Source organism: Streptomyces sp. 3214.6, from assembly GCF_900129855.1.
Classification (GTDB): Bacteria; Actinomycetota; Actinomycetes; order Streptomycetales; family Streptomycetaceae; genus Streptomyces; species Streptomyces soliscabiei.
This window is the reverse complement of sequence record NZ_LT670819.1, coordinates 1,323,391-1,343,094: the sequence shown is the minus strand read 5'-3', so window position 1 is coordinate 1,343,094 and position 19,704 is coordinate 1,323,391. Positions and strand designations below refer to the sequence as shown.

Genomic DNA, 19,704 nt, shown 5'->3' with positions numbered 1-19,704 from the left:
AGAACCCACCATGAGCAAGCCGCAGAAGCAGATCCACCTGGCCGCGCACTTCCCGGGCGTCAACAACACCACTGTGTGGAGCGACCCACGGGCCGGCAGCCACATCGAGTTCAGCTCCTTCGCCCACTTCGCGCGAACCGCCGAACGCGCCAAGTTCGACTTCCTCTTCCTCGCCGAGGGCCTGCGCCTGCGCGAACAGGGCGGTCAGATATACGACCTGGACGTGGTCGGCCGCCCCGACACCTTCACGATCCTCGCCGCCCTCGCCGCCGTCACCGACCGCCTCGGCCTCACCGGCACCATCAACTCCACCTTCAACGAGCCCTACGAGGTGGCCCGCCAGTTCGCCAGCCTCGACCACCTCTCCGACGGCCGCTCCGCATGGAACGTCGTGACCTCCTGGGACGCCTTCACCGGCGAGAACTTCCGCCGCGGCGGCTTCCTCCCGCAGGAGGAGCGCTACGCCCGCGCCAAGGAGTTCCTCACCACCGCCCACGAACTCTTCGACTCCTGGCAGGGCGACGAGATCGTCGCCGACCGGAGCACGGGAACGTTCCTGAGCGACGCCAAGGCCGGGGCCTTCGTCCACCAGGGGCGGCAGTTCGACATCCACGGCCGGTTCAACGTGCCGCGCAGCCCCCAGGGCCGTCCGGTGATCTTCCAGGCCGGCGACTCCGACGAGGGCCGCGAGTTCGCCGCCTCCAGCGCCGACGCCATCTTCAGCCGGTACGCCACCCTCGACGCCGGCCAGGCCTTCTACACCGACGTCAAGTCCCGCCTCGCCAAGTACGGCCGCCATGCCGACCAGTTGCTGATCCTGCCCGCCGCGAGCTTCGTCCTCGCGGACACCGACGCCGAGGCCGAGGAGCTCGCCAAGCACGTGCGCCGCCAGCAGGTCAGCGGCGCGACCGCCCTCAAACACCTGGAGTTCGTCTGGAACAGGGACCTGTCCGGCTACGACCCGGAAGGGCCCCTGCCCGACATCGACCCAGACCTCGGCGAGAGCCATATCGCCCGAGGGCGCGCCCAGGTCCGTATGTACCGCGACCCGCTCGCCACCGCCCGCGAGTGGCGGGAACTCGCCGAGGCGAACAACTGGTCGATCCGTGATCTGGTCATCGAGACCGGCAACCGCCAGAACTTCGTCGGCTCCCCGGCGACCGTCGCCCGGACGATCAACGACTACGTCCAGGCCGACGCAGCCGACGGGTTCATCCTCGTCCCGCACATCACCCCGAGCGGCCTCGACGCGTTCGCCGACAAGGTCGTCCCCCTCCTCCAGGAACAGGGCGTCTTCCGCACCGAGTACGAGGGCACCACGCTCCGGGACCACCTCGGCCTCGCCCACCCCGACACGGCGGAGGCGGCCCAGCGGGCGGCCTCATAGGAGCACCGTGACCCCGGCCGGTGTGGCCAGGGCCGTCACCCTCCCCCGAAGGTGACGGCCCTGGCGCTTCCCCCGGCGCCGGACTGCGGTCTCCACGTGGCCTTGCGGCTCACCAGCACATGACGGCCGTCTCGCCCGAACCCCAGCCGGAGTACAGGCGGACGCGGACGAAGTAGCGGCGGCCCCGGACGAGCCGGGCCCCGATCGTGGCGTTGTGCGGGGTTCCTCCGTCGTCGTGTCCCGCCAGGAAGCGGGGCTCGCCGTCCCGCTCCTCGAAGACCACGACCACCGAGTCGCTCTCCCCGAAGGCGCCGAAGGTGTACTCGCGGGTCTCAGGCGGCTCGACGGTGAAGTCGGCCTGCTCGCCCGGCCCCAGCGTCAGCGCCACCGAACGGAACGGCACCAGCGCGGGCGGGCGCGGCGCGTCGAGCGGCGGATACCAGCCGAGCGCGAACTCCTTGTCCAGCGGCGACAGCGCGCCGGGCGGATGCACACCGCCGCGGAACTGCTCCGGTTCGAGGATCAGCCCCGCCGTGAAGGGATACTCCATCACGGACTGCGGATCCCACACCGACCCGTTCACCTCGGCCGGGTCCAGCTTGCGCAGGACGTTGAACCAGGTCCGCTCCCGGCTCCAGTGGTTGGGCGGCCCCGCCAGATCGGCGTACACCGCCTCGTCGTCCCAGTGGAGGCCGGCGAACGGGCTCTGGTGCTCGTGCTGCATGCCGAGCGCGTGCCCGATCTCATGCAGGGCCGTCGAACGTTCCCCGGGCGCGGTCAGGTCCCAGCCGAAGTTCATGGTGCGCTCGCCCCGACCGGCCGTCAGCGCGTCCCGGCCCACCGCCGACCAGGAGCCGTCACCCGGCTGGAAGCCGATGCGCAGCTCCGCCTCCGAGCGGTCGGCGACCTCGGCGAACGACACCCCGATGCCCAGCTCCCGCCACTCGCGGAAGCAGTCGCGCACGACCTCCCGCTGGTCCTCGCCGCCCACCCACGACACCCACCGGGTCCCCCCGCCGCCCGGCACGGCAATGACCGACCCGTCGCCCTCGCCGTCGAAGAAGCAGTAGTGCAGCACGGTTCCGTTGACCCACATCCGCCGCCCGCTCATCAGCGCGCCGAGCCGCTCCGCGGCCAGCCCCGGCGCGAAGGCGGGGGCCGACTCCCGGGCGAGCGAGCAGTAGCGGGCGGTCATGGGCTCCACAGTGCCGTGCGGAACCCGTCCGGGGCCTGAGTCGAGGGCTACTCAAGTCGCCCTGTATCAGGCGTGAGTATGCCGACTCCAGTAGATGTGACGACGTTCGAACCGCACGCCGAGCCCCTGCGACCGCTGTGGCCGTTCGCCGGCCGGGACGAGGAACTGGAGCTCGTCCGCCGCGCCTTGGCGGGGGGCCGGCCGGGCATCGTGATCACGGGACCGGCGGGCTGCGGCCGCACCCGCCTCGCCATGGAAGCCGTCCGCGGCACCGACTGCGCCCGAGCGGCCGGCACCCCCCAGATGCGTGCCCTGCCCTTCGCCGCCTTCGCCCCTCTTCTCCCCGAGGGCGTCACCCTGCACCGTGCCGTCCAACTCCTCTCCGGAGTACGGCTGTTGCTCGTGGACGACGCTCATCTGCTGGACGACGCCTCCGCCGCCCTGGTGCACCAGCTGGCCGTCCAGGGCCGCACCCGTCTGCTCGTCCTCGTCACGGACGGCGTCCCCGCGCCCGCCGCCGTCTCCCGCCTGTGGACCGGCGAACTGCTGCCCCGTCTGGCCCTTCAGCCCCTGCCCCACGAGGAGAGCGTCCAGCTCCTCACGGCCGGCGCCGGCGGACCGCCGGAGCCCCTCACCGTCAACCGTCTGCTGCGGCTGTGCCGGGGCGACCTGCGCCTCCTGCGCGACCTGCTGGACGCGCTGCGCGAGCAGGGCGTGCTCACCCGGGGCGCGGACAGCGACGCATGGACGTGGCGCGGCCGGCTCCCGGTGACCCCGGCCCTGCGGGAACGCGCCGCCGCCGTCCTGGCCCGCACCTGCCCCGACGAACGCGAGGCCCTCGACCGCCTCGCCTTCGCCGAACCCCTGCCGCTGCCGGCGGACACCCTTGACCTGCTGATCCTCGAACGCCTGGAGACGGACGGCCTCCTCGACGTCGCCGCCGACGACACGAGCGTCCGGCTGGCCCACCCCCTGCACGGCCCGGTTCTGCGCGCCTCGGCCGGCCGACTGCGCGCACGGCGGCTCTCCGGCCGCCGGCGGCCCGTCGCACCTGCCCTCGCCGCCGAGGCGGCCGGGCTGACCCGCCGCATCGAGCGGGCCGACGTCCGCACCACGCCCACGCCCGTGGGGGAGTGGCTCGTCGCGGAGGGGGAACCGGTACCGCCGTGGTACGCCGCCGTCCGCGCGCGGTTCTCACGGCTGCGGGGAGAACTGCGCGAGGCGGCGGCCTGGGCGAGGGAGGGTCTGGCCGAGGCCCCGCACGACCATGCCTGCCGCACCGAACTGGCCCTGTCCGCCGCCCAGTCGGGGGAGACGGGCGCACTCGTCGACCCCCTCGCCGAACACCCCGGCACAGCCGCCTGGCCACCCGCCGCCCGCGGCGACCTCGACACGGCCCTCAAGGCCCTCGAAACCATCGCGACCTGCGCGGGCCAGGGCCCGTCCACGGGCGCCGCGCCCCGCGTCGATCCCGCCGACCCTGACCGGTCCACCGGCCATGACGCCGACGCGCCCCAAATCCCGCCCGCGCCGTGCGCCCCCCGGCCCCCTCACGACCCCGACTCCGGCCACGTCCCCGAATCCGGCCACAACGCCTACTCCGCCTTCGACGCCTACTCCACCTCCAACCCGTATTCCGCGTACGACGCCGTCCGGCTCGGTGTGCCCGAGCGGGCCGTATGGCTGCTGTCGGCCGACGGTGTTCTCGGCCGGCACGCGCGTGCGCTCGCGCGGGGTGACGGTTCCGCCCTGGACATGGTGGCCGCGGAGCTTGAGGAGCGTGGTTTCCTCCTGTTCGCGGCCGAGGCGCACGCGCAGGCCGTACGGGCCCATCGCGACCCCAGTGCGGCCCGCACCGCCCGTACGCGTGCCGTCGCCCTGGCCCGGCGCTGCCAGGGCGCCCGCACCCCGGCGCTGTCGGGTCTGGTCCTGGGCGAACTCACCGCCCGTCAGCGGCAGATCGTCACCCTCGCCGCGGCCGGTCTCAGCAACCGGCAGATCGCGGAACGGCTCACCCTGTCCGTCCGTACCGTCGGCAACCACCTCTACGGCGCCTACACCCGCCTCGGCGCCGGCGACCGCGGGGCCCTGCCGTGGCTGGTGGAACAGCCCGCCTGAGACGCCCTGAACCGGCCGGGCCCACGGGCTCAGGCCGCGCCGAACGCCGTGAGCGCCCAGCCCGTCGCCTGGTGCAGCGCGTCCTCCGGCAGCGCGGCCCGCGCGTCCCGCAGGGCCTCCGCCAGGGACAGGCCCGCGCTGAGGCCCTTGTGCAGGGCCAGCATCAGCGGGACCACGGCCGCGTCGTTGACGGGCGCGCTGCTCGCCACCACGCCCGCCGTGCCCAGCGGCAGCAACGCCGTGACCAGGCCGAGGAGTTCGTCCGCGCCGACCGAGGCGAGCCGGGCGGTGTCACAGCTGGAGAGGATGATCCGGTACGGGCTGCGGGCGAGCCGCTCGAAGTCGTGGACGATCAGCGGACCGTCGGCCATGCGCAGTGACGAGAACATCGGGCTGTCGGCGCGGAACGTGCCGTGCGCGGCGATGTGCGCCAGCGCCGCCCCGTCCAACTCCTTCAGCACCCGCGGCACTTGGGCGTCGGCGTGCTCCAGCACGACCGGCGTGCCGTACCGCCCGGCCACCTCCGGCACCTCCGCGCCGCCGGTCGCAAGCCCCGGCCCGCGCACCAGGACCTGCCGGCCGCCCGGCGGCGGCTCGGTCTCCCGCGCCCGCAGCCAGCCGCTCGCCGACGGCGACACACTCACCACGCGCTCCCGCAGCGACGGCAGCACCGCCCACGGCACCCGGTGCAGCCGGGCCGGCGGCACCACCACGAGCGGACCCGGGCCCAGATGCTTCGCCGCCTCGCCCAGCAGCAGCTCCTCGAGCCGTCGTCCCGCCGCCTCCACCACCGGCAGCCGGCCCTCCGCCCCGGGGTGTGCCAGTCGCCGCAGCCCGGCCTGGACGTGCTCGGCCTCCCGCTCCGCCTCGGCCAGCAGCCCGCCCGCGAATCGGCGCACCCGCCCGCCCCCGCACAGCAGCACCTGAACCCGCCCGTCCAGTACGGCGAGTTCGACCAGCCGCCCCGCGCCGAGTCGCTCCAGCAGCCGGCCCGGGTCGAACCGGTCGCCGCCGAACCGGTCGCCGCCCCAGGGAGCGACCCCGCGGATGTGCAGGGTCCGGGAGCGGATCTCCCGCTCCAGACGCCGCTGTTCACGCTCCAGCGTCGGCACGGGCCTGCCCTCCATCCGGGCGGCGTGCGCTCGGGCGGCGATCACCCGGAACGCGGTCAGTCCGCTCAGCAGCGCCGGGTCGGCCGGCGGCCGGGTGGGCGGCGTCGACAGCGCCGTCGCCCGCCAGCGTTCGCTCCACACCAGCAACCGCCGCGGCCCGCCCCGCTCCAGACTCACCTCCTGGGCCAGCGCGGCGAGTTCGGCGCCCTGGGCGGTGGCCCGAGCCCGCAACTCCGAGGCGCCCAGCGTCGTGCGATGGTCGTCCAGGACGTCGAGCCCACGCCGGCAGGCCTCCAGCACGCCCCGGCCCGAGCCGGTCGCCCGCGCCCACAGGGCCTGCGCCGCCCAGCCCGTCATCCGCGCCAGCGGCGGGCCGCTGCGCCGGCTGCGGGCGGCGATCCGCAGATACCGCTCGGCGTCCGTCCGCCAGTTCAGCTCCAGCGCGATCCGGCCCGCCAGCAGCCAGGCCTCCGGTGCGGCCGGCGCCTGGAACGCGGCGAGCCGCTCGGCGAGCCTGGCGGCGTCCGCGACCAGCCGGCCCGAGGCGCGCCCGGTGGCGACCCGCGCCTCGATCAGCACCAGCCGCGCGTGCGCCTCCCACCAGGTGCGCCGCTGCCCCGCGAAGAGCCGCTCGGCCACCGCCGCGCGCGCGATCGCCGTCCCCGGATCACCCGCGAGCCGCGCCGCCTTCGCCGCCGCCAGCAGCAGCTCCGCCTTGCGGGTGGACTGGCCGCCGATGCCGTCCAGCACCCCTATGGCCGCGTCCGCCTCGGCGAGTGCCTCCGGCGCGAGCCCGGCCGCCATCAGGACCTCGCAGCGCCGGATGTTGAGCATGAACGTCGGTGTGCCGAGCTTGGCGTAGCGCTCCTCGGCCTCGTCGAGGAGCCTCAGCGCCGCCGGGACGTCCCCCGAGCGGAACGCGGCCAGGCCCCGGCTCTCCACCGCGTCCGCCTTGTCGTGCTCCTGGCCGGTGGTCTCCCACAGCGCCTCGGCCGCCGTGAAGTCGGCCTCGGCCCGGTCCACCGCTCCGAGAGCGAGGTGCACGGTGGCGCGCAGGGTGAGGGCGCGCGCCGTCCAGATGACGTCGTCCGCCCCGCGCAGTACGGGTATCGCCCGGCGGACGTCCTCCAGGGCCTCGCGATGCAGGCCGAGCACCCACAAGGAGTAGGCCCGCCGGTAGAGCACGCGCGCGCGGGTGTGACCCGTGCCGCGCTCGACCCCCTGCTCGAACGCAGTCAGTCCCTGCCGGGTGCGGCCCGCGTGCACCAGGGCAACGCCGAGTGTGCCGAGGACGTCCGCCTCCCGCTCGGCGGAGTCCGCGCGCGCCGCGAGATCGCGGGCGCGCCGCAGATGGTCCAGGGCGAGCCGCATGTCGCCCCAGTCCCGCTGCCAGATGCCGATCACCTGGTGGGCGACCGAGGCGTGCAACGGCGTCGGATCGGTGTCGAGCAGTCCTTCCGCCCGCGACAACGCTTCGCCCGGGGCAGCGAACACCATCGGCAGCAGTTCGAGAACCGAGTCGTTTCCCGCTGTCACTCCACGGATGGTAGTGCTCCGGCCTGCACGCCACACCCGTTCGGCGGCGTATCCACCAGTAACAATTGGACGTCGTGTCAACGGACTCGGTGCGGGCGGAGACGTGGTCAGGGGGCGCGACGAGGGGGCGCGCGACCGCAACCGCACCACCCGACTGCGCAACCGCACCACCCGAACCGGTCGTCGCATCACCTGTATCAGACGACCGCCTCGCGGGTCTTGCTGACGACCACCGGCTGTAGGGGAGGACATGCCATGGCACCACAGCGATTCCACGAGCAGTTCGACCAGATCCAACGCGCTCTGCCCGACGTCCCGTTGGCGATGGGCCCGGACGACTCCGCCGAGTTCATCTACGAGAGGGGAGTCGTCCTCGCCCGCGACGGGGAGGAGGCCCAGGTCGTCGAGGACGCCGTCCGCTCGCACTTCACCGCGACCGAGGGCCTGGTCCCGGAGCAGGTGCGCCGGGCGGGCCCGCAGTCCAACCGCTCCGGGATCACCCGCATCCGGGTCGGCGACCCCGGGCAGGGGGGCCGCGGCGCCGACCACACCGTGGCGGGGGCCCTGCGCGCGCTGCGGGAGGCGGAGGGACGCACGGGCCGCCGCCTGGTCAGCCGCAACCACGTGGTGTCCATCGCGGTCAACGCCTGTCCCGGCGACGAGCCGGTGCCCGTCCCGCGCACCGAGCCGCCCAACCCGGCCGCGGCCCGGTCGGCTCACGGGGCGGACGGCCCGGCCGGCGCCGTCGGCGTGCTCGTCGTCGACACCGGCCTGACGCACGACTACCGCTCCTACCCGCTGCTGGCCCGCACCGAGGGCGACGCGCAGCTCAGGGAGACCGACGACGACGGCATCCTCCAGCAGTACGTGGGCCACGGCACGTTCATCGCCGGACTGATCGCGGCCGTCGCCCCCGACACCGACGTCACCGTGCGGAACACCCTCAACGACGCCGGCGCGATCCTGGAGTCGGAGTTCGGCGAGAGGCTCTTCGACGCCGTCGAGGACGGCTGGCCCGACATCATCAGCCTCTCCGCCGGCACCTCCAACGGCCGCGTCGACGGCCTGCTCGGCGTGGCCGCGTTCATGGAGCAACTCCGCGCGCACGACACCCTGTTGGTCGCCGCAGCCGGCAACAACGCCAGCGCCGCCCCCTTCTGGCCGGCCGCCTACGCCGCCCTGCCCGACTACGCCGACGCGGTGCTGTCGGTGGGCGCGCTGCGCGGCGACGGCGAGTTCGGCGCCTGCTTCAGCAACCACGGTCCGTGGGTCACGGCCTACGCCCCCGGCGAGCGCCTCACCAGCGCCCTCACCGGCTTCGACACCCCCGTCCCGTACGTCTACCAGCACTCCACCTACGAGGCCTGCCGCTACGGCTTCACCTACTCCTGCACCTGCTGCTCCCCGCGCCACACCGGTGTGCTGAGCGAGGCGCAGCAGCTCACCCCCGGCAAGCCGGACCAGGTGATGTTCGAGGGGCTGGCCGCCTGGAGCGGGACGTCCTTCGCGACTCCCGTGGTGGCAGGGCTCGTCGCCGCCTGCATGACCGCACACCAGGAGAGCGATCCCCGTGCCGCCGCCCGCCGACTGCTCGCCACGAACACCGAGTTCGCCGAGGTGCGCGGGGCGCACGTCCCGGCCCTCCTTCCGGCCACCTGGCGCCCGGTCCCGGTGGGCCCGGCGTGAGGGCTTCATGACGTCCGGGACAAGCCCCGCCACGGCGTACGATGACAGGCCGTACACGAGGGGTGGGACCGTGGACCGTACTGATGTCGGCGCGCTCGTCCAGTCCGCCGTCGACGGTGACACGGCGGCCTGGAAAGCGCTGGTGGACGGGTTGAGCCCGTTGGTCTGGTCGGTCGTGCGCGCACACCGGCTCTCCGACGCCGACGGCCACGAGGTGTACCAGACCGTCTGGTTCCGCTTCGCCCAGCATCTCGGCCGGATCCGCGAGCCGCACAAGGCGGGTTCCTGGCTCGCCAGCACCGCGCGCAACGAATGCCTGAAAGTGATCAAGGGCCTGAGGCGGCTGACGCCGACCGACGATCCTCAGCTGCTCGACCGGGCCAGCGAGGACCTCACACCGGAGCAGTCGGTCCTGGACTCGGAGGAGGCGGCCGCGCAGAGCGAACGCGTCCGCTTCCTGTGGCAGGAGTTCGAGGCGCTCGGCGAGCGCTGCAGGCAACTGCTGGGGGTGCTGATCGCCTCACCGCCGCCCAGCTATCAGGAGGTGTCGGCCGCGCTCGGCATCGCCGTCGGCAGCATCGGACCGATGCGCCAGCGATGTCTGCGCCGGCTGCGCGCCCGACTCGACGCACGGGGAGCACGGTGAGCGACATGAGCGACATGAACGGCATGAACGGCATGAACGACGACGAGCGGGACGACATCTTCGGCGAAGTCCCATTCGTCGACGAGGAGTTCGACCACGACCGCCTGGAGGAGGAACTCCGCCGGGCCGCCGCCGTCCTGGACCCGGTCCCGGCCGAGCTGCGCCGGGCCGCCATCGAGGCCTACGCGCTGCACGACCTGGACGCGCGGATCGCCGAGCTGACGTTCGACTCGCTGGTCGACGCCATCCCGGTGCGGGGAGCGGAGGACGTGCCGCGGATGCTGACCTTCCACACGGGTGGGCTGACGGTCGACGTCGAAGTGAGCGGCGAGGGGCTCATGGGCCAGCTGCTGCCGCCCCAGTCCGCCTCGATCGAGGTCCTGCACGGCCCCCGGGCGGGCGCCGCCCTCAGCGCCGACGACATGGGCCGCTTCGCCTGCCCCGCACCGCCCACCGGGCCGTTCGCCCTGCGGCTGCGGACCGGCGGGGAGGTGGTCGTCACGGAGTGGCTGCGCGCCTGAGGCCCGACAACTCGCGCCCGCGAGCGGACCCCGGCCGCCTGTCGCGCGGAAGTGCTCCAGCCGGACGTCAGCCGGTGACGGAGGTCAGCCGGTGACGGCGGTCAGCCGGTGACGGCGGTCAGCCGGTGACGGCGGTCACGAGGGACGCCAGCGCCGAGGCGAGCCGGGTGAGCCCCGGACCGGCCGGACCGCCCGGCTCGGTCATGTACGTGTCGCGGCGGATCTCCACCATCAGCGCGCTCACCCGAGGGTCCTTCCCGTAGTACTCCAGGGGCACGTACGCCCCGGAGAACGGGCTGTCCAGCCCGGTCTCCCCGACCGCCGCCCCGAACGCCTCCTGTGCGGCGGCGAGCAGGTCGGCCGGGGTGTGGAAGGCGTCGGTGCCCAGACACACCGGCGGCCTCGGTCCCTCGCCGTGCAGCTCGTAGGGCAGCGGCGCGCCGGGGTAGGAGTGCACATCGACGACGACGGCCCGCCCGACGGCCGCCAGCCGCTCGGCGACGGCATCGGTCATCGCCTGCGCGTACGGCCGGAAGTAGCGGGCGATCAGTGGTTCGGCGTCGGTGTCCGTGGGCCGCAGCACCTCGCGGTGCGTGGTCCTCGTGTACACGGCGCCCATGCCGACGGCCCGCATCTCCTCCCGTTCGTCCGGGAACCGCTCCGGGTCGACGACCAGTCGCGACAGGCGGTTGACGAACCGCCAGGGAGTGACGGCCGCCAGCCGGGCCGCCTCCTCGGCGAGTTCAGCGGTGTGCGAGTCGGTGATGTGGTTCAGCTCCTGCTCCAGTGCCGCGTCGTCCAGCACGATGCCCGCGCGTACCTCGGCCGGTATCTCCCGCGCCGAGTGCGGCACATGCAGGATCACCGGGGAGGCGGCGGCGCCGGGCAGGAACGCGAAGGAGGGGGCGGCGGGGGGCATGAGGCTGCTCCGGGGGCTGTGGGCCGCAAAGCCGGGAACGCGGCTCCGCCCCGGCCGGGTGGTGCCGGGCGGGGCGGAGGCGTGGTGCGGGGTGACGGTCAGTTCAGGGTCGCCAGGGCCTCGGTCCAGGTGGGCGACGGACGCATGACCTTCGCCGCCTTCGCCGGGTCGGGCTGGTAGTAGCCGCCGATGTCGGCCGGCTTGCCCTGGACGGCGAGCAGTTCGTCGACGATCTTCTGCTCGTTCGCCGCGAGGGTCTCGGCGAGCGGGGCGAAGGCCTTCGCCAGGTCCGCGTCGTCGGTCTGCGTCGACAGCTCCTGCGCCCAGTACAGAGACAGGTAGAAGTGGCTGCCGCGGTTGTCGATACCGCCGACGCGACGGGTCGGGGACTTGTCCTCGTTGAGGAAGGTCGCCGTGGCGCGGTCGAGGGTGTCGGCGAGAACCTGGGCGCGGGCGTTACCGGTGAACGTCGCGTACTGCTCCAGGGAGGGAACCAGCGCGAAGAACTCGCCGAGGGAATCCCAGCGCAGGTAGTTCTCCTTGACCAGCTGCTGGACGTGCTTCGGCGCGGAGCCGCCGGCGCCCGTCTCGAACAGGCCGCCGCCCGCCATCAGCGGGACGACCGACAGCATCTTGGCGCTGGTGCCCAGCTCCAGGATCGGGAACAGGTCGGTCAGGTAGTCACGCAGGACGTTGCCCGTGACGGAGATGGTGTTCTCGCCGCGGCGGATGCGCTCCACCGACAGCTTGGTCGCCTCGACCGGGGCGAGGACACGGATGTCCAGGCCCTCGGTGTCGTGCTCCGGCAGGTAGGCGTTGACCTTGGCGATCAGGTTGGCGTCGTGCGCGCGGGTCTCGTCCAGCCAGAACACGGCCGGGTCGCCGGTGGCGCGGGCGCGGGTGACGGCGAGCTTGACCCAGTCGCGGATCGGCGCGTCCTTGGTCTGGCAGGCGCGGAAGATGTCGCCCTCGGCGACCGCCTGCTCGATGACCACGTTGCCGGCCTGGTCGACCACGCGCACCGTGCCGGCCGCCTTGATCTCGAAGGTCTTGTCGTGGGAGCCGTACTCCTCGGCCTTCTGCGCCATCAGACCGACGTTCGGGACCGAGCCCATGGTGGACGGGTCGTAGGCGCCGTGGGCGCGGCAGTCCTCGATCACGGCCTGGTAGACGCCGGCGTAGGAGGAGTCGGGCAGGACCGCGAGGGTGTCGGCCTCCTGGCCGTCCGGGCCCCACATGTGGCCGGAGGTGCGGATCATGGCCGGCATCGAGGCGTCGACGATGACGTCGGACGGCACGTGCAGGTTGGTGATGCCCTTGTCGGAGTCGACCATCGCCAGGGCCGGGCCCTCGGCGAGCTCGGCGTCGAAGGAGGCCTTGATCTCCTCACCGAAGTGGGGCAGGGTCTCCAGGCCCTTGAAGATGCCGCCCAGACCGTCGTTCGGCGACAGACCGGCGCCGGCGAGGACCTCGCCGTACTTCGCGAACGTCTTCGGGAAGAACGCGCGGACCACGTGACCGAAGATGATCGGGTCGGAGACCTTCATCATCGTGGCCTTGAGGTGCACCGAGAACAGGACGTCCTCGGCCTTGGCGCGGGCGATCTGCGCGGTGAGGAACTCACGCAGGGCGGCCACGTGCAGCACGGAGGCGTCGACGACCTCGTCCTTCAGGACGGGTACGGACTCGCGCAGGACGGTCGTGGAACCGTCCGCGGCGACCAGCTCGATCCTGAGCGAGCCGGCCTCGGAGATCACCGCGGACTTCTCGGTGGAGCGGAAGTCGTTCTCGCCCATGGTGGCGACGTCGGTCTTCGACTCCGACGACCAGGCGCCCATGCGGTGCGGGTGGGTCTTGGCGTAGTTCTTGACCGACGCGGGGGCGCGGCGGTCGGAGTTGCCCTCGCGCAGGACCGGGTTCACGGCGGAGCCCTTGACCTTGTCGTAGCGGGCCTGGATGTCCCGCTCCTCGTCGGTCTTCGGGTCGTCCGGGTAGTTCGGGAGCGCGTAGCCCTGCGCCTGCAGCTCGGCGACCGCGGCCTTGAGCTGCGGGATCGACGCCGAGACGTTCGGCAGCTTGATGATGTTGGCCTCGGGCGTCTTGGCCAGCTCGCCCAGCTCGTGCAGGGCGTCCGGGATGCGCTGGTCCTCGGTCAGGTACTCCGGGAACACGGCGATGATGCGCCCGGCCAGCGAGATGTCCCGCGTCTCCACGGAGACACCGGCCTGCGCGGCGTACGCCTGGACCACCGGCAGGAAGGAATACGTCGCCAGGGCCGGGGCCTCGTCAGTGTGCGTATAGATGATGGTCGAGTCAGTCACCGGGTGCTCCGCTCCACGTCTGCAACATTGCTCGACATCAAGATATCTCGTGCCGGGGTCCGGCTCGACAGGGGTCTCCCCACGGCCGGGATGTCCGGTTGTCGCCCCGGTGCAACCGAATCGTCTGTTTTCGAGGTCATGGCCAGGAGAGAGTGTCGAACCTCATCCGACGGCCGGACGGACCACCCGGCCGCCCGACCGAAAGCGGACCATGAGATATCGCAGCAGAGTGACGGCCCCGGCGGCCGTCCTGATCGGCACGACAGCCGCGCTGACCGGGGGAAACACGGCGTACGCGGACGTGCAGGACACGGACGTGCACGACACGGGCGGGCAGGCCACGGGTGCGAAGACCGGGGCCGACCCGGCGCCCGAGACCCTCGGCGACCCCGTCTTCCCGGCCCTCGGCAACGACGGCTACCGCGTCACCGCCTACCACCTCGACTTCTCCTACGACACCACGACCACCCTCGTCGACGCCACGGCGACCCTGGAGCTGCGCACTGCCCAGTCCCTCGGCCGCTTTTCGCTCGACTCCCTCGGACTGGACATACACACGGTCCACGTCGACGGCCGCACGGCCGCCTTCGAGCAGGTGGACGAGAAACTGCGGATCACTCCTGCCCGGCCCCTGCACGCCCGGGCCCGGGTCACCGTGTGCGTGACGTACACGGTGGACCCGCGGCGTACACTCCCGCACACCGCGTGGGTTCCCACCCCGGACGGGTTCGCCGTCTGCCCGCAGCCGGACTCGGCGCACACCGTCTTCCCCTGCAACGACCATCCGTCGGACAAGGCGGACCTCACCTGCCGGATCACCGTCCCGGCCGCGCTGCGCGCCGTCGCGAGCGGCACGCTCGTCTGCACCGAGCGCCTGGCCGGCGACCGCACCGCGTACACCTACCGCTCACGCTCGCCGATCGCCACCGAACTGGTGCAGATCACGGTCGGCGACTACGTCGTCAAGGAGCGCCGGGGACCGCACGGACTGCCCCTGCGGGACGTCGTCCCGACCGCGCGGGCCGAGGCGCTGGAGCCCGCGCTCGCCCTCACCCCGGGCCTGGTCGAGTGGATCGAGGCGCGGCTCGGGGCCTACCCCTTCGAGACGTACGGCCTGCTGCCCTGCAACTCCGACGACCCGCACGCCTTCGACTTCACCGGTCTGGAGACCCAGACCCTCACCCTGTACAAGCCGAACTTCCTGCTCCAGGCGGAGCCGAAGATCGGCTCGCACATGATGCACGAGCTGGTCCACTCCTGGTTCGGCAACAGCGTCAGCCCCGCCACCTGGGCCGACCTGTGGCTCAACGAGGGCCACGCCGACTTCTACGGGCTGCTCTACCGCTACGAGCGCGGCTGGACCGACTCGCTCGGCTACAACACGTTCGAGGACCGGATGAAGTACACATACGGTCTCGGTGACCAGTGGCGGCACGACTCGGGCCCGGTCGCCGCCCCCAACGCCGTCAACCTCTTCGACAGCCAGCGCTACACGGGCGGCGTCCTGGTGCTGTACGCGCTGCGTCAGGTCGTCGGCGAGGACGTCTTCCACGCGATCGAGCGCTGCTTCCTGGACCGGTACCGCAACTCCTCGGCGACGACGGAGGACTACATCGCCGTCGCCTCGAAGGTGTACGGACAGGACCTGTCCGGGTTCCTGCGGGACTGGCTGTACGGCACGAGGACGCCACGCATGCCCGGCCACCCGGACTGGACCGTGACGCCCGCGAAAACCTCCCTGGCCGCCCCGCACAGTCGCAGGGGCGGGCACTGGCACGAGAACTCCGCGACCCTCTGAGGCGACGGCCGCCGTCAGTCGTGCAGGGCGGACACCTCGCCCTGCACGACGTCGTCGGGCGTGCGCTGCTGCGGGATGACCACCGTGCCCTGCTGCAACGCCACCGTCCGGGCAGGCGCCGGGATCCGGATGCCCTCCTCGCGGTAGCGGCGGTGCAGGCGCTTGATGAACTCGTGCTTGATCCGGTACTGGTCGCTGAACTCGCCGACGCCCAGGATCACCGTGAAGCCGATCCGCGAGTCGCCGAAGGTGTGGAAGCGGATGGCGGGTTCATGGTGCGGAAGAGCGCCCTCCACCCCCGTCATGACCTGCTCGATGACCTCCGTGGTCACGCGCTCCACATGCTCCAGGTCGCTGTCGTAGGCCACGCCGACCTGCACCAGGATCGTCAACTCCTGCTCGGGACGCATGTAGTTGGTCATGTTCGTCTTGGCGAGCTGCCCGTTGGGGATGACGACGAGGTTGTTGGAGAGCGCGCGCACGGTCGTCTGCCGCCAGTTGATGTCCTCGACGTAGCCCTCCTCGCCGCTGCTCAGCTTGATGTAGTCGCCGGGCTGCACGGTCTTGGAGGCGAGGATGTGGATGCCCGCGAAGAGGTTCGCGAGGGTGTCCTGGAGGGCGAGCGCGACGGCGAGACCGCCGACGCCCAGGGCGGTCAGCAGTGGGGCTATCGAGATGCCCAGCGTCTGCAGCACCACCAGGAAGCCGATCGCCAGGACCAGGATCCGGGTGATGTTCACGAAGATCGTGGCCGACCCGGCGACACCGGAGCGCGAGGACGTCACCGACTGCACCAGCCCGGCGACGACCCGCGCCGCCGACACCGTCACCACGAAGATCAGCAGCACCGTCAGACACTGGTTGACGGTGTGCTGGACGGCCTTCGTCAGCGGCAGCGCCGCGCCCGCGGCCGCCGCACCGCCGGCGATCGCCGCCCACGGCACCACGGTGCGCAGCGCGTCCACGACGACGTCGTCGCCGCTCCACTTGGTGCGCTTGGCGTGCTTCGCCAGCCAGCGCAGCAGCGTGCGCGACAGGAAGGCCGCCAACAGACCGGTGGCCAGAGCGATTCCGGCGATGACGCCGTCGTCCAGAGTCACTGTGCGGTTCACCGGTCACCTCCGGGAAGTCGATCCGCGGCACACGGGGCCGCCGACGGCCGGATGTGAAGTCTCGTCACGATGTCACCTGCTCGGTTCCGGGAAGTGCGGTCGCGCCCCTCCGCAGAGAAGACGCAACCGCTCATCCTGCCGTATCCGACACGGGAGTTCGTACCCGAGGAACCGGCCGCGGCGGAGGGATCCCGCAGCTCAGGGGGTCCCACCGGTCCAGTTTCCGCGAACCCGGCCGAAAACAGTCCCCGCGTACGGACGCGAGAGCACCCGGGACGGCGTACGCGGGCGTGAGCTCCCGCGTCGGGTCAGATCACCTTCATCCGCACCAGCGCACCCAGCGTCAACGCCCCCGGCAGCAGCGGCAGCCACACCGTGATGATCCGGTAGCCGAGGACCACGGCCGTGGCGAGAGCCACCGGGCCGCCCGCCGCCACCAGGGCCACCACCAGCGCCGCCTCCACCGAACCGATCCCGCCCGGCGTCGGCACCAGCGCGACCGCCACCGTCGCCGCCAGATACGCGACCGCCATGTGCGCCACCGGCACCGGCAGTCCCAATGCCTGACCCACCGCGGCGAGGCCGGCCGCCTGGAGCACCGGGAACGCCAGGGAGCCGCCCCACAGGGCCAGCGCCCGGGCCGGCCGGGAGTGCACCGAGCGCGCCTCGCCGAGCGCGGTGCGCAGGAACGAACACACCGCCGACCGCAGCCGCCGTACGAAGGCGAGCACGGCCGCCGTCACCAGCGCCACCACCGCGAGCGCGCCCAGCAACGGGCCGAGCGCCCCGTCGGGCAGCAGGGAACCGAGCCGCAGCGCGTCGGGGAAGACGAGCAGCAGCACGGTCAGCAGACCCACCCTCGCCACGCCCTCCGCCAGCAGATACAGCGCGAGGGCCGCCGAGGAGCGAGCCAGCGGCACCCCGCACACCGTCATGAACCGCAGGTTGACCGCGCCCGCGCCGAGGCCCGTCGGCAGCAGGTGGTTGGCCGCGCCCGCCGCGAACTGCGTGGCCAGCAGCCGCCGTCCGGGCAGCCGCTCCACGACCGCGCCCTGCCGGGTGACGGCCGCCGCGACCCACGTCAGGCACGTCGCCCCGACCGCGGCCAGCAGCCAGGGCCACTCGGCTCCGCGCAACTGCGCGAAACCCTCGGCGAGGACGGACCGGTGCCGCACCGCGACCACGGTGACCAGCAGGAGCGGAAGCAGACACAGGACCTGGCGCACCGGCACACGCCGGGCCGGCCTGCCTGGGGGAACGGGAACCGCTGTCACACTCGGAGAGGTTCTCCGCACGGCCCCAACGGCGGGTTGCGTAAGCGGGGACGGAACATTGCGTACGGTCATCGGGTCCGTCCTCTGATCCTTTGTCCATATGGGGAGAACGTTGACCTCAAGGTTGCTTGAGGTTCTACGGTCAGTCCTATGAGCATGGAAACCACGGCGTGGATGCAGCTGCACAGCGTCATGAACGCCCAGCAGGAACGCCGCCCCTTCGACCGTGCGGCGCTGCGCCGCATCGGCGAGTTCGCCCGCCCGCACCGCCGCCGGATCGCGCTGTTCGTCGTGCTGGGGGTGATGACCGCACTGCTCGCCGTGGCCACCCCCGTCCTCGCCGGGTGGGTCGTCGACGCGATCGTGTCGCACGGCGACGCCGACCGGGTCGTCCGACTCGCCCTGCTCATCGCGGGCATCGCGGTGCTGGAGGCGGCGCTCGGCATCCTGGGCAGGAGGCTCTCGTCGACGCTCGGGGAGGGGCTCATCCTCGATCTGCGCACGGCCGTGTTCGATCATGTGCAGCGGATGCCGGTCGCGTTCTTCACACGTACCCGTACGGGAGCGCTCGTCTCCCGACTCAACAACGACGTGATCGGCGCCCAGCGGGCCTTCAGCAACACGCTCTCCGGAGTGGTCTCCAACCTGGTCACCCTGGTCCTCACCCTCGCCGTCATGCTCACCCTGTCCTGGCAGGTCACACTGCTCGCGCTCGCCCTGCTGCCGGTGTTCGTGATCCCGGCGCGCCGCATGGGCAGCCGGATGGCCGGCATGCAGCGGGAGGCGGCCGCGCTCAACGCGGCGATGGGCACCCGGATGACCGAGCGCTTCTCGGCGCCCGGCGCCACCCTGATCAAGCTGTTCGGCCGCCCGGAGCAGGAGTCGGTGGAGTTCGCGGCGCGGGCCGCCCGGGTCCGGGACATCGGCGTGCGCACGGCCACCGCGCAGTCGGTCTTCATCACCGCCCTGACCCTCGTCTCCGCCCTGGCCCTCGCCCTCGTCTACGGACTCGGCGGCCACCTCGCCCTGAAGGGCACCCTCGAACCGGGTGACGTCGTCGCCCTCGCCCTGCTCCTGACCCGCCTCTACGCCCCGCTCACCTCCCTCGCCGGGGCCCGCGTGGAGGTGATGAGCGCGCTGGTCAGCTTCGAGCGGGTCTTCGAGGTGCTCGACCTGAAGCCGCTCATCGAGGAGAAAGCGGACGCCCGCGAGGTCCCCGAGGGCCCCGTCTCCGTGGAGTTCGACGACGTCCGTTTCGGCTACCCGTCCGCCGACAAGGTCTCCCTCGCCTCCCTGGAGGAGGTCGCCGTCCTCGACACCCGCGACGGCGCCGAGGTCCTGCACGGCGTCTCCTTCCGCGCCGACCCCGGGCAGACCGTCGCCCTCGTCGGCTCCTCCGGCGCCGGCAAGTCCACCATCGCGCAACTCCTGCCGCGCCTCTACGACGTCGACGCCGGCGCCGTCCGCATCGGCGGGATCGACGTCCGTGACCTGAGCGCGGGCTCCCTGCGGGCCACCCTCGGCATGGTCACCCAGGACGGCCACCTCTTCCACGACACCGTCCGCGCGAACCTCCTGCTCGCCCGTCCGACGGCCACCGAGGACGACCTCTGGGACGCCCTGCGCCGCTCCCGCCTCGACGACCTCGTCCGCTCGCTGCCCGACGGCCTCGACACCGTCGTCGGCGAACGCGGCTACCGCCTCTCCGGCGGCGAACGCCAGCGCATGACCATCGCCCGGCTGCTGCTGGCCCGTCAGCGCGTCGTCATCCTCGACGAGGCCACCGCCCACCTCGACAACACCTCCGAGGCGGCCGTCCAGGAGGCCCTCGCCGAGGCGCTCGCGGACCGCACCGCGGTCGTCATCGCCCACCGCCTGTCCACCGTGCGCGCCGCCGACCTGATCCTCGTCGTCGAGTCCGGCCGGATCGTGGAACGCGGCACGCACGAGGAACTGCTGACGGCGGGCGGACGGTACGCGGAGCTGTACCGCACGCAGTTCCAGGAGCCGGGGATCACGGAGGCCGCCGCGCTGTGAAGCCCACGCCGCAGGTGGGCGTGCCACGCCCCGCGTCTGCGG

13 protein-coding genes are annotated in these 19,704 nt (G+C 72.6%); 7 read left to right on the top strand and 6 right to left on the bottom strand.

Going from position 1 to position 19,704, the window contains the following annotated elements; translation table 11 throughout:
• Positions 1-10: 10 nt before the first annotated feature.
• The gene (locus B5557_RS06020) at positions 11-1,387 is read left to right on the top strand and encodes an NtaA/DmoA family FMN-dependent monooxygenase (protein WP_079658141.1); all 1,377 of its coding nucleotides are present in this window, start codon (positions 11-13) and stop codon (positions 1,385-1,387) included.
• 109 nt (positions 1,388-1,496) lie between these two features.
• On the opposite strand, the gene absR1 is transcribed toward B5557_RS06020, so the two are convergent.
• Complete coding sequence (gene absR1, locus B5557_RS06015) at positions 1,497-2,582, bottom strand: beta-glucuronidase AbsR1 (protein WP_079658140.1); 1,086 nt, start codon at positions 2,580-2,582, stop codon at positions 1,497-1,499.
• A gap of 78 nt (positions 2,583-2,660) precedes the next feature.
• Between absR1 and B5557_RS06010 the strand changes: the two genes are divergently transcribed.
• Complete coding sequence (locus B5557_RS06010; RefSeq protein ID WP_173877642.1) at positions 2,661-4,700, top strand: LuxR family transcriptional regulator; 2,040 nt, start codon at positions 2,661-2,663, stop codon at positions 4,698-4,700.
• Between the two features lie 29 nt (positions 4,701-4,729).
• Here B5557_RS06010 and B5557_RS06005 read toward each other — a convergent pair whose 3' ends face one another.
• A complete protein-coding gene (locus tag B5557_RS06005) occupies positions 4,730-7,309 on the bottom strand; it encodes a CHAT domain-containing protein (RefSeq protein ID WP_079664615.1) in 2,580 nt (859 codons plus the stop codon).
• Positions 7,310-7,603: 294 nt separating this feature from the next.
• On the opposite strand from B5557_RS06005, the gene B5557_RS06000 reads away from it, so the two are divergent.
• From B5557_RS06000 to B5557_RS05990, 3 genes are read left to right on the top strand one after another with little or no spacing between them, the layout of a single operon-like run.
• Positions 7,604-9,034, top strand: a complete 1,431-nt coding sequence (locus B5557_RS06000) for a S8/S53 family peptidase (protein WP_079658138.1) — start codon at positions 7,604-7,606, stop codon at positions 9,032-9,034.
• Between the two features lie 7 nt (positions 9,035-9,041).
• Positions 9,042-9,680 carry an RNA polymerase sigma factor gene (locus B5557_RS05995; protein WP_173877641.1) on the top strand — a complete coding sequence of 213 codons (639 nt, stop codon included), beginning with the start codon at positions 9,042-9,044 and terminating at the stop codon, positions 9,678-9,680.
• A gap of 5 nt (positions 9,681-9,685) precedes the next feature.
• Positions 9,686-10,201, top strand: coding sequence for a hypothetical protein (locus B5557_RS05990; RefSeq protein ID WP_107472702.1), 516 nt, complete (start codon positions 9,686-9,688; stop codon positions 10,199-10,201).
• 118 nt (positions 10,202-10,319) lie between these two features.
• Here the strand turns inward: B5557_RS05990 and B5557_RS05985 are convergent, their stop codons facing one another.
• Complete coding sequence (locus B5557_RS05985; protein WP_079658136.1) at positions 10,320-11,120, bottom strand: N-formylglutamate amidohydrolase; 801 nt, start codon at positions 11,118-11,120, stop codon at positions 10,320-10,322.
• Between the two features lie 98 nt (positions 11,121-11,218).
• Positions 11,219-13,441, bottom strand: a complete 2,223-nt coding sequence (locus tag B5557_RS05980) for an NADP-dependent isocitrate dehydrogenase (RefSeq protein WP_079658135.1) — start codon at positions 13,439-13,441, stop codon at positions 11,219-11,221.
• A 211-nt stretch (positions 13,442-13,652) separates the two neighbouring features.
• Here B5557_RS05980 and B5557_RS05975 point away from each other — a divergent pair, with 211 nt between their 5' ends.
• Positions 13,653-15,239 carry a M1 family metallopeptidase gene (locus tag B5557_RS05975; protein ID WP_079658134.1) on the top strand — a complete coding sequence of 529 codons (1,587 nt, stop codon included), beginning with the start codon at positions 13,653-13,655 and terminating at the stop codon, positions 15,237-15,239.
• A 14-nt stretch (positions 15,240-15,253) separates the two neighbouring features.
• On the opposite strand, the gene B5557_RS05970 is transcribed toward B5557_RS05975, so the two are convergent.
• Complete coding sequence (locus B5557_RS05970) at positions 15,254-16,351, bottom strand: mechanosensitive ion channel family protein (RefSeq protein WP_079658133.1); 1,098 nt, start codon at positions 16,349-16,351, stop codon at positions 15,254-15,256.
• Positions 16,352-16,659: 308 nt separating this feature from the next.
• Entirely contained in the window at positions 16,660-17,625 is a 966-nt protein-coding gene (locus B5557_RS05965; RefSeq protein WP_079658132.1) for a lysylphosphatidylglycerol synthase transmembrane domain-containing protein, read from the bottom strand.
• A gap of 150 nt (positions 17,626-17,775) precedes the next feature.
• Between B5557_RS05965 and B5557_RS05960 the strand changes: the two genes are divergently transcribed.
• Positions 17,776-19,662: an ABC transporter ATP-binding protein gene (locus B5557_RS05960; protein ID WP_079658131.1), complete on the top strand. Its 1,887-nt coding sequence runs from the start codon at positions 17,776-17,778 to the stop codon at positions 19,660-19,662.
• Positions 19,663-19,704 lie beyond the last annotated feature (42 nt).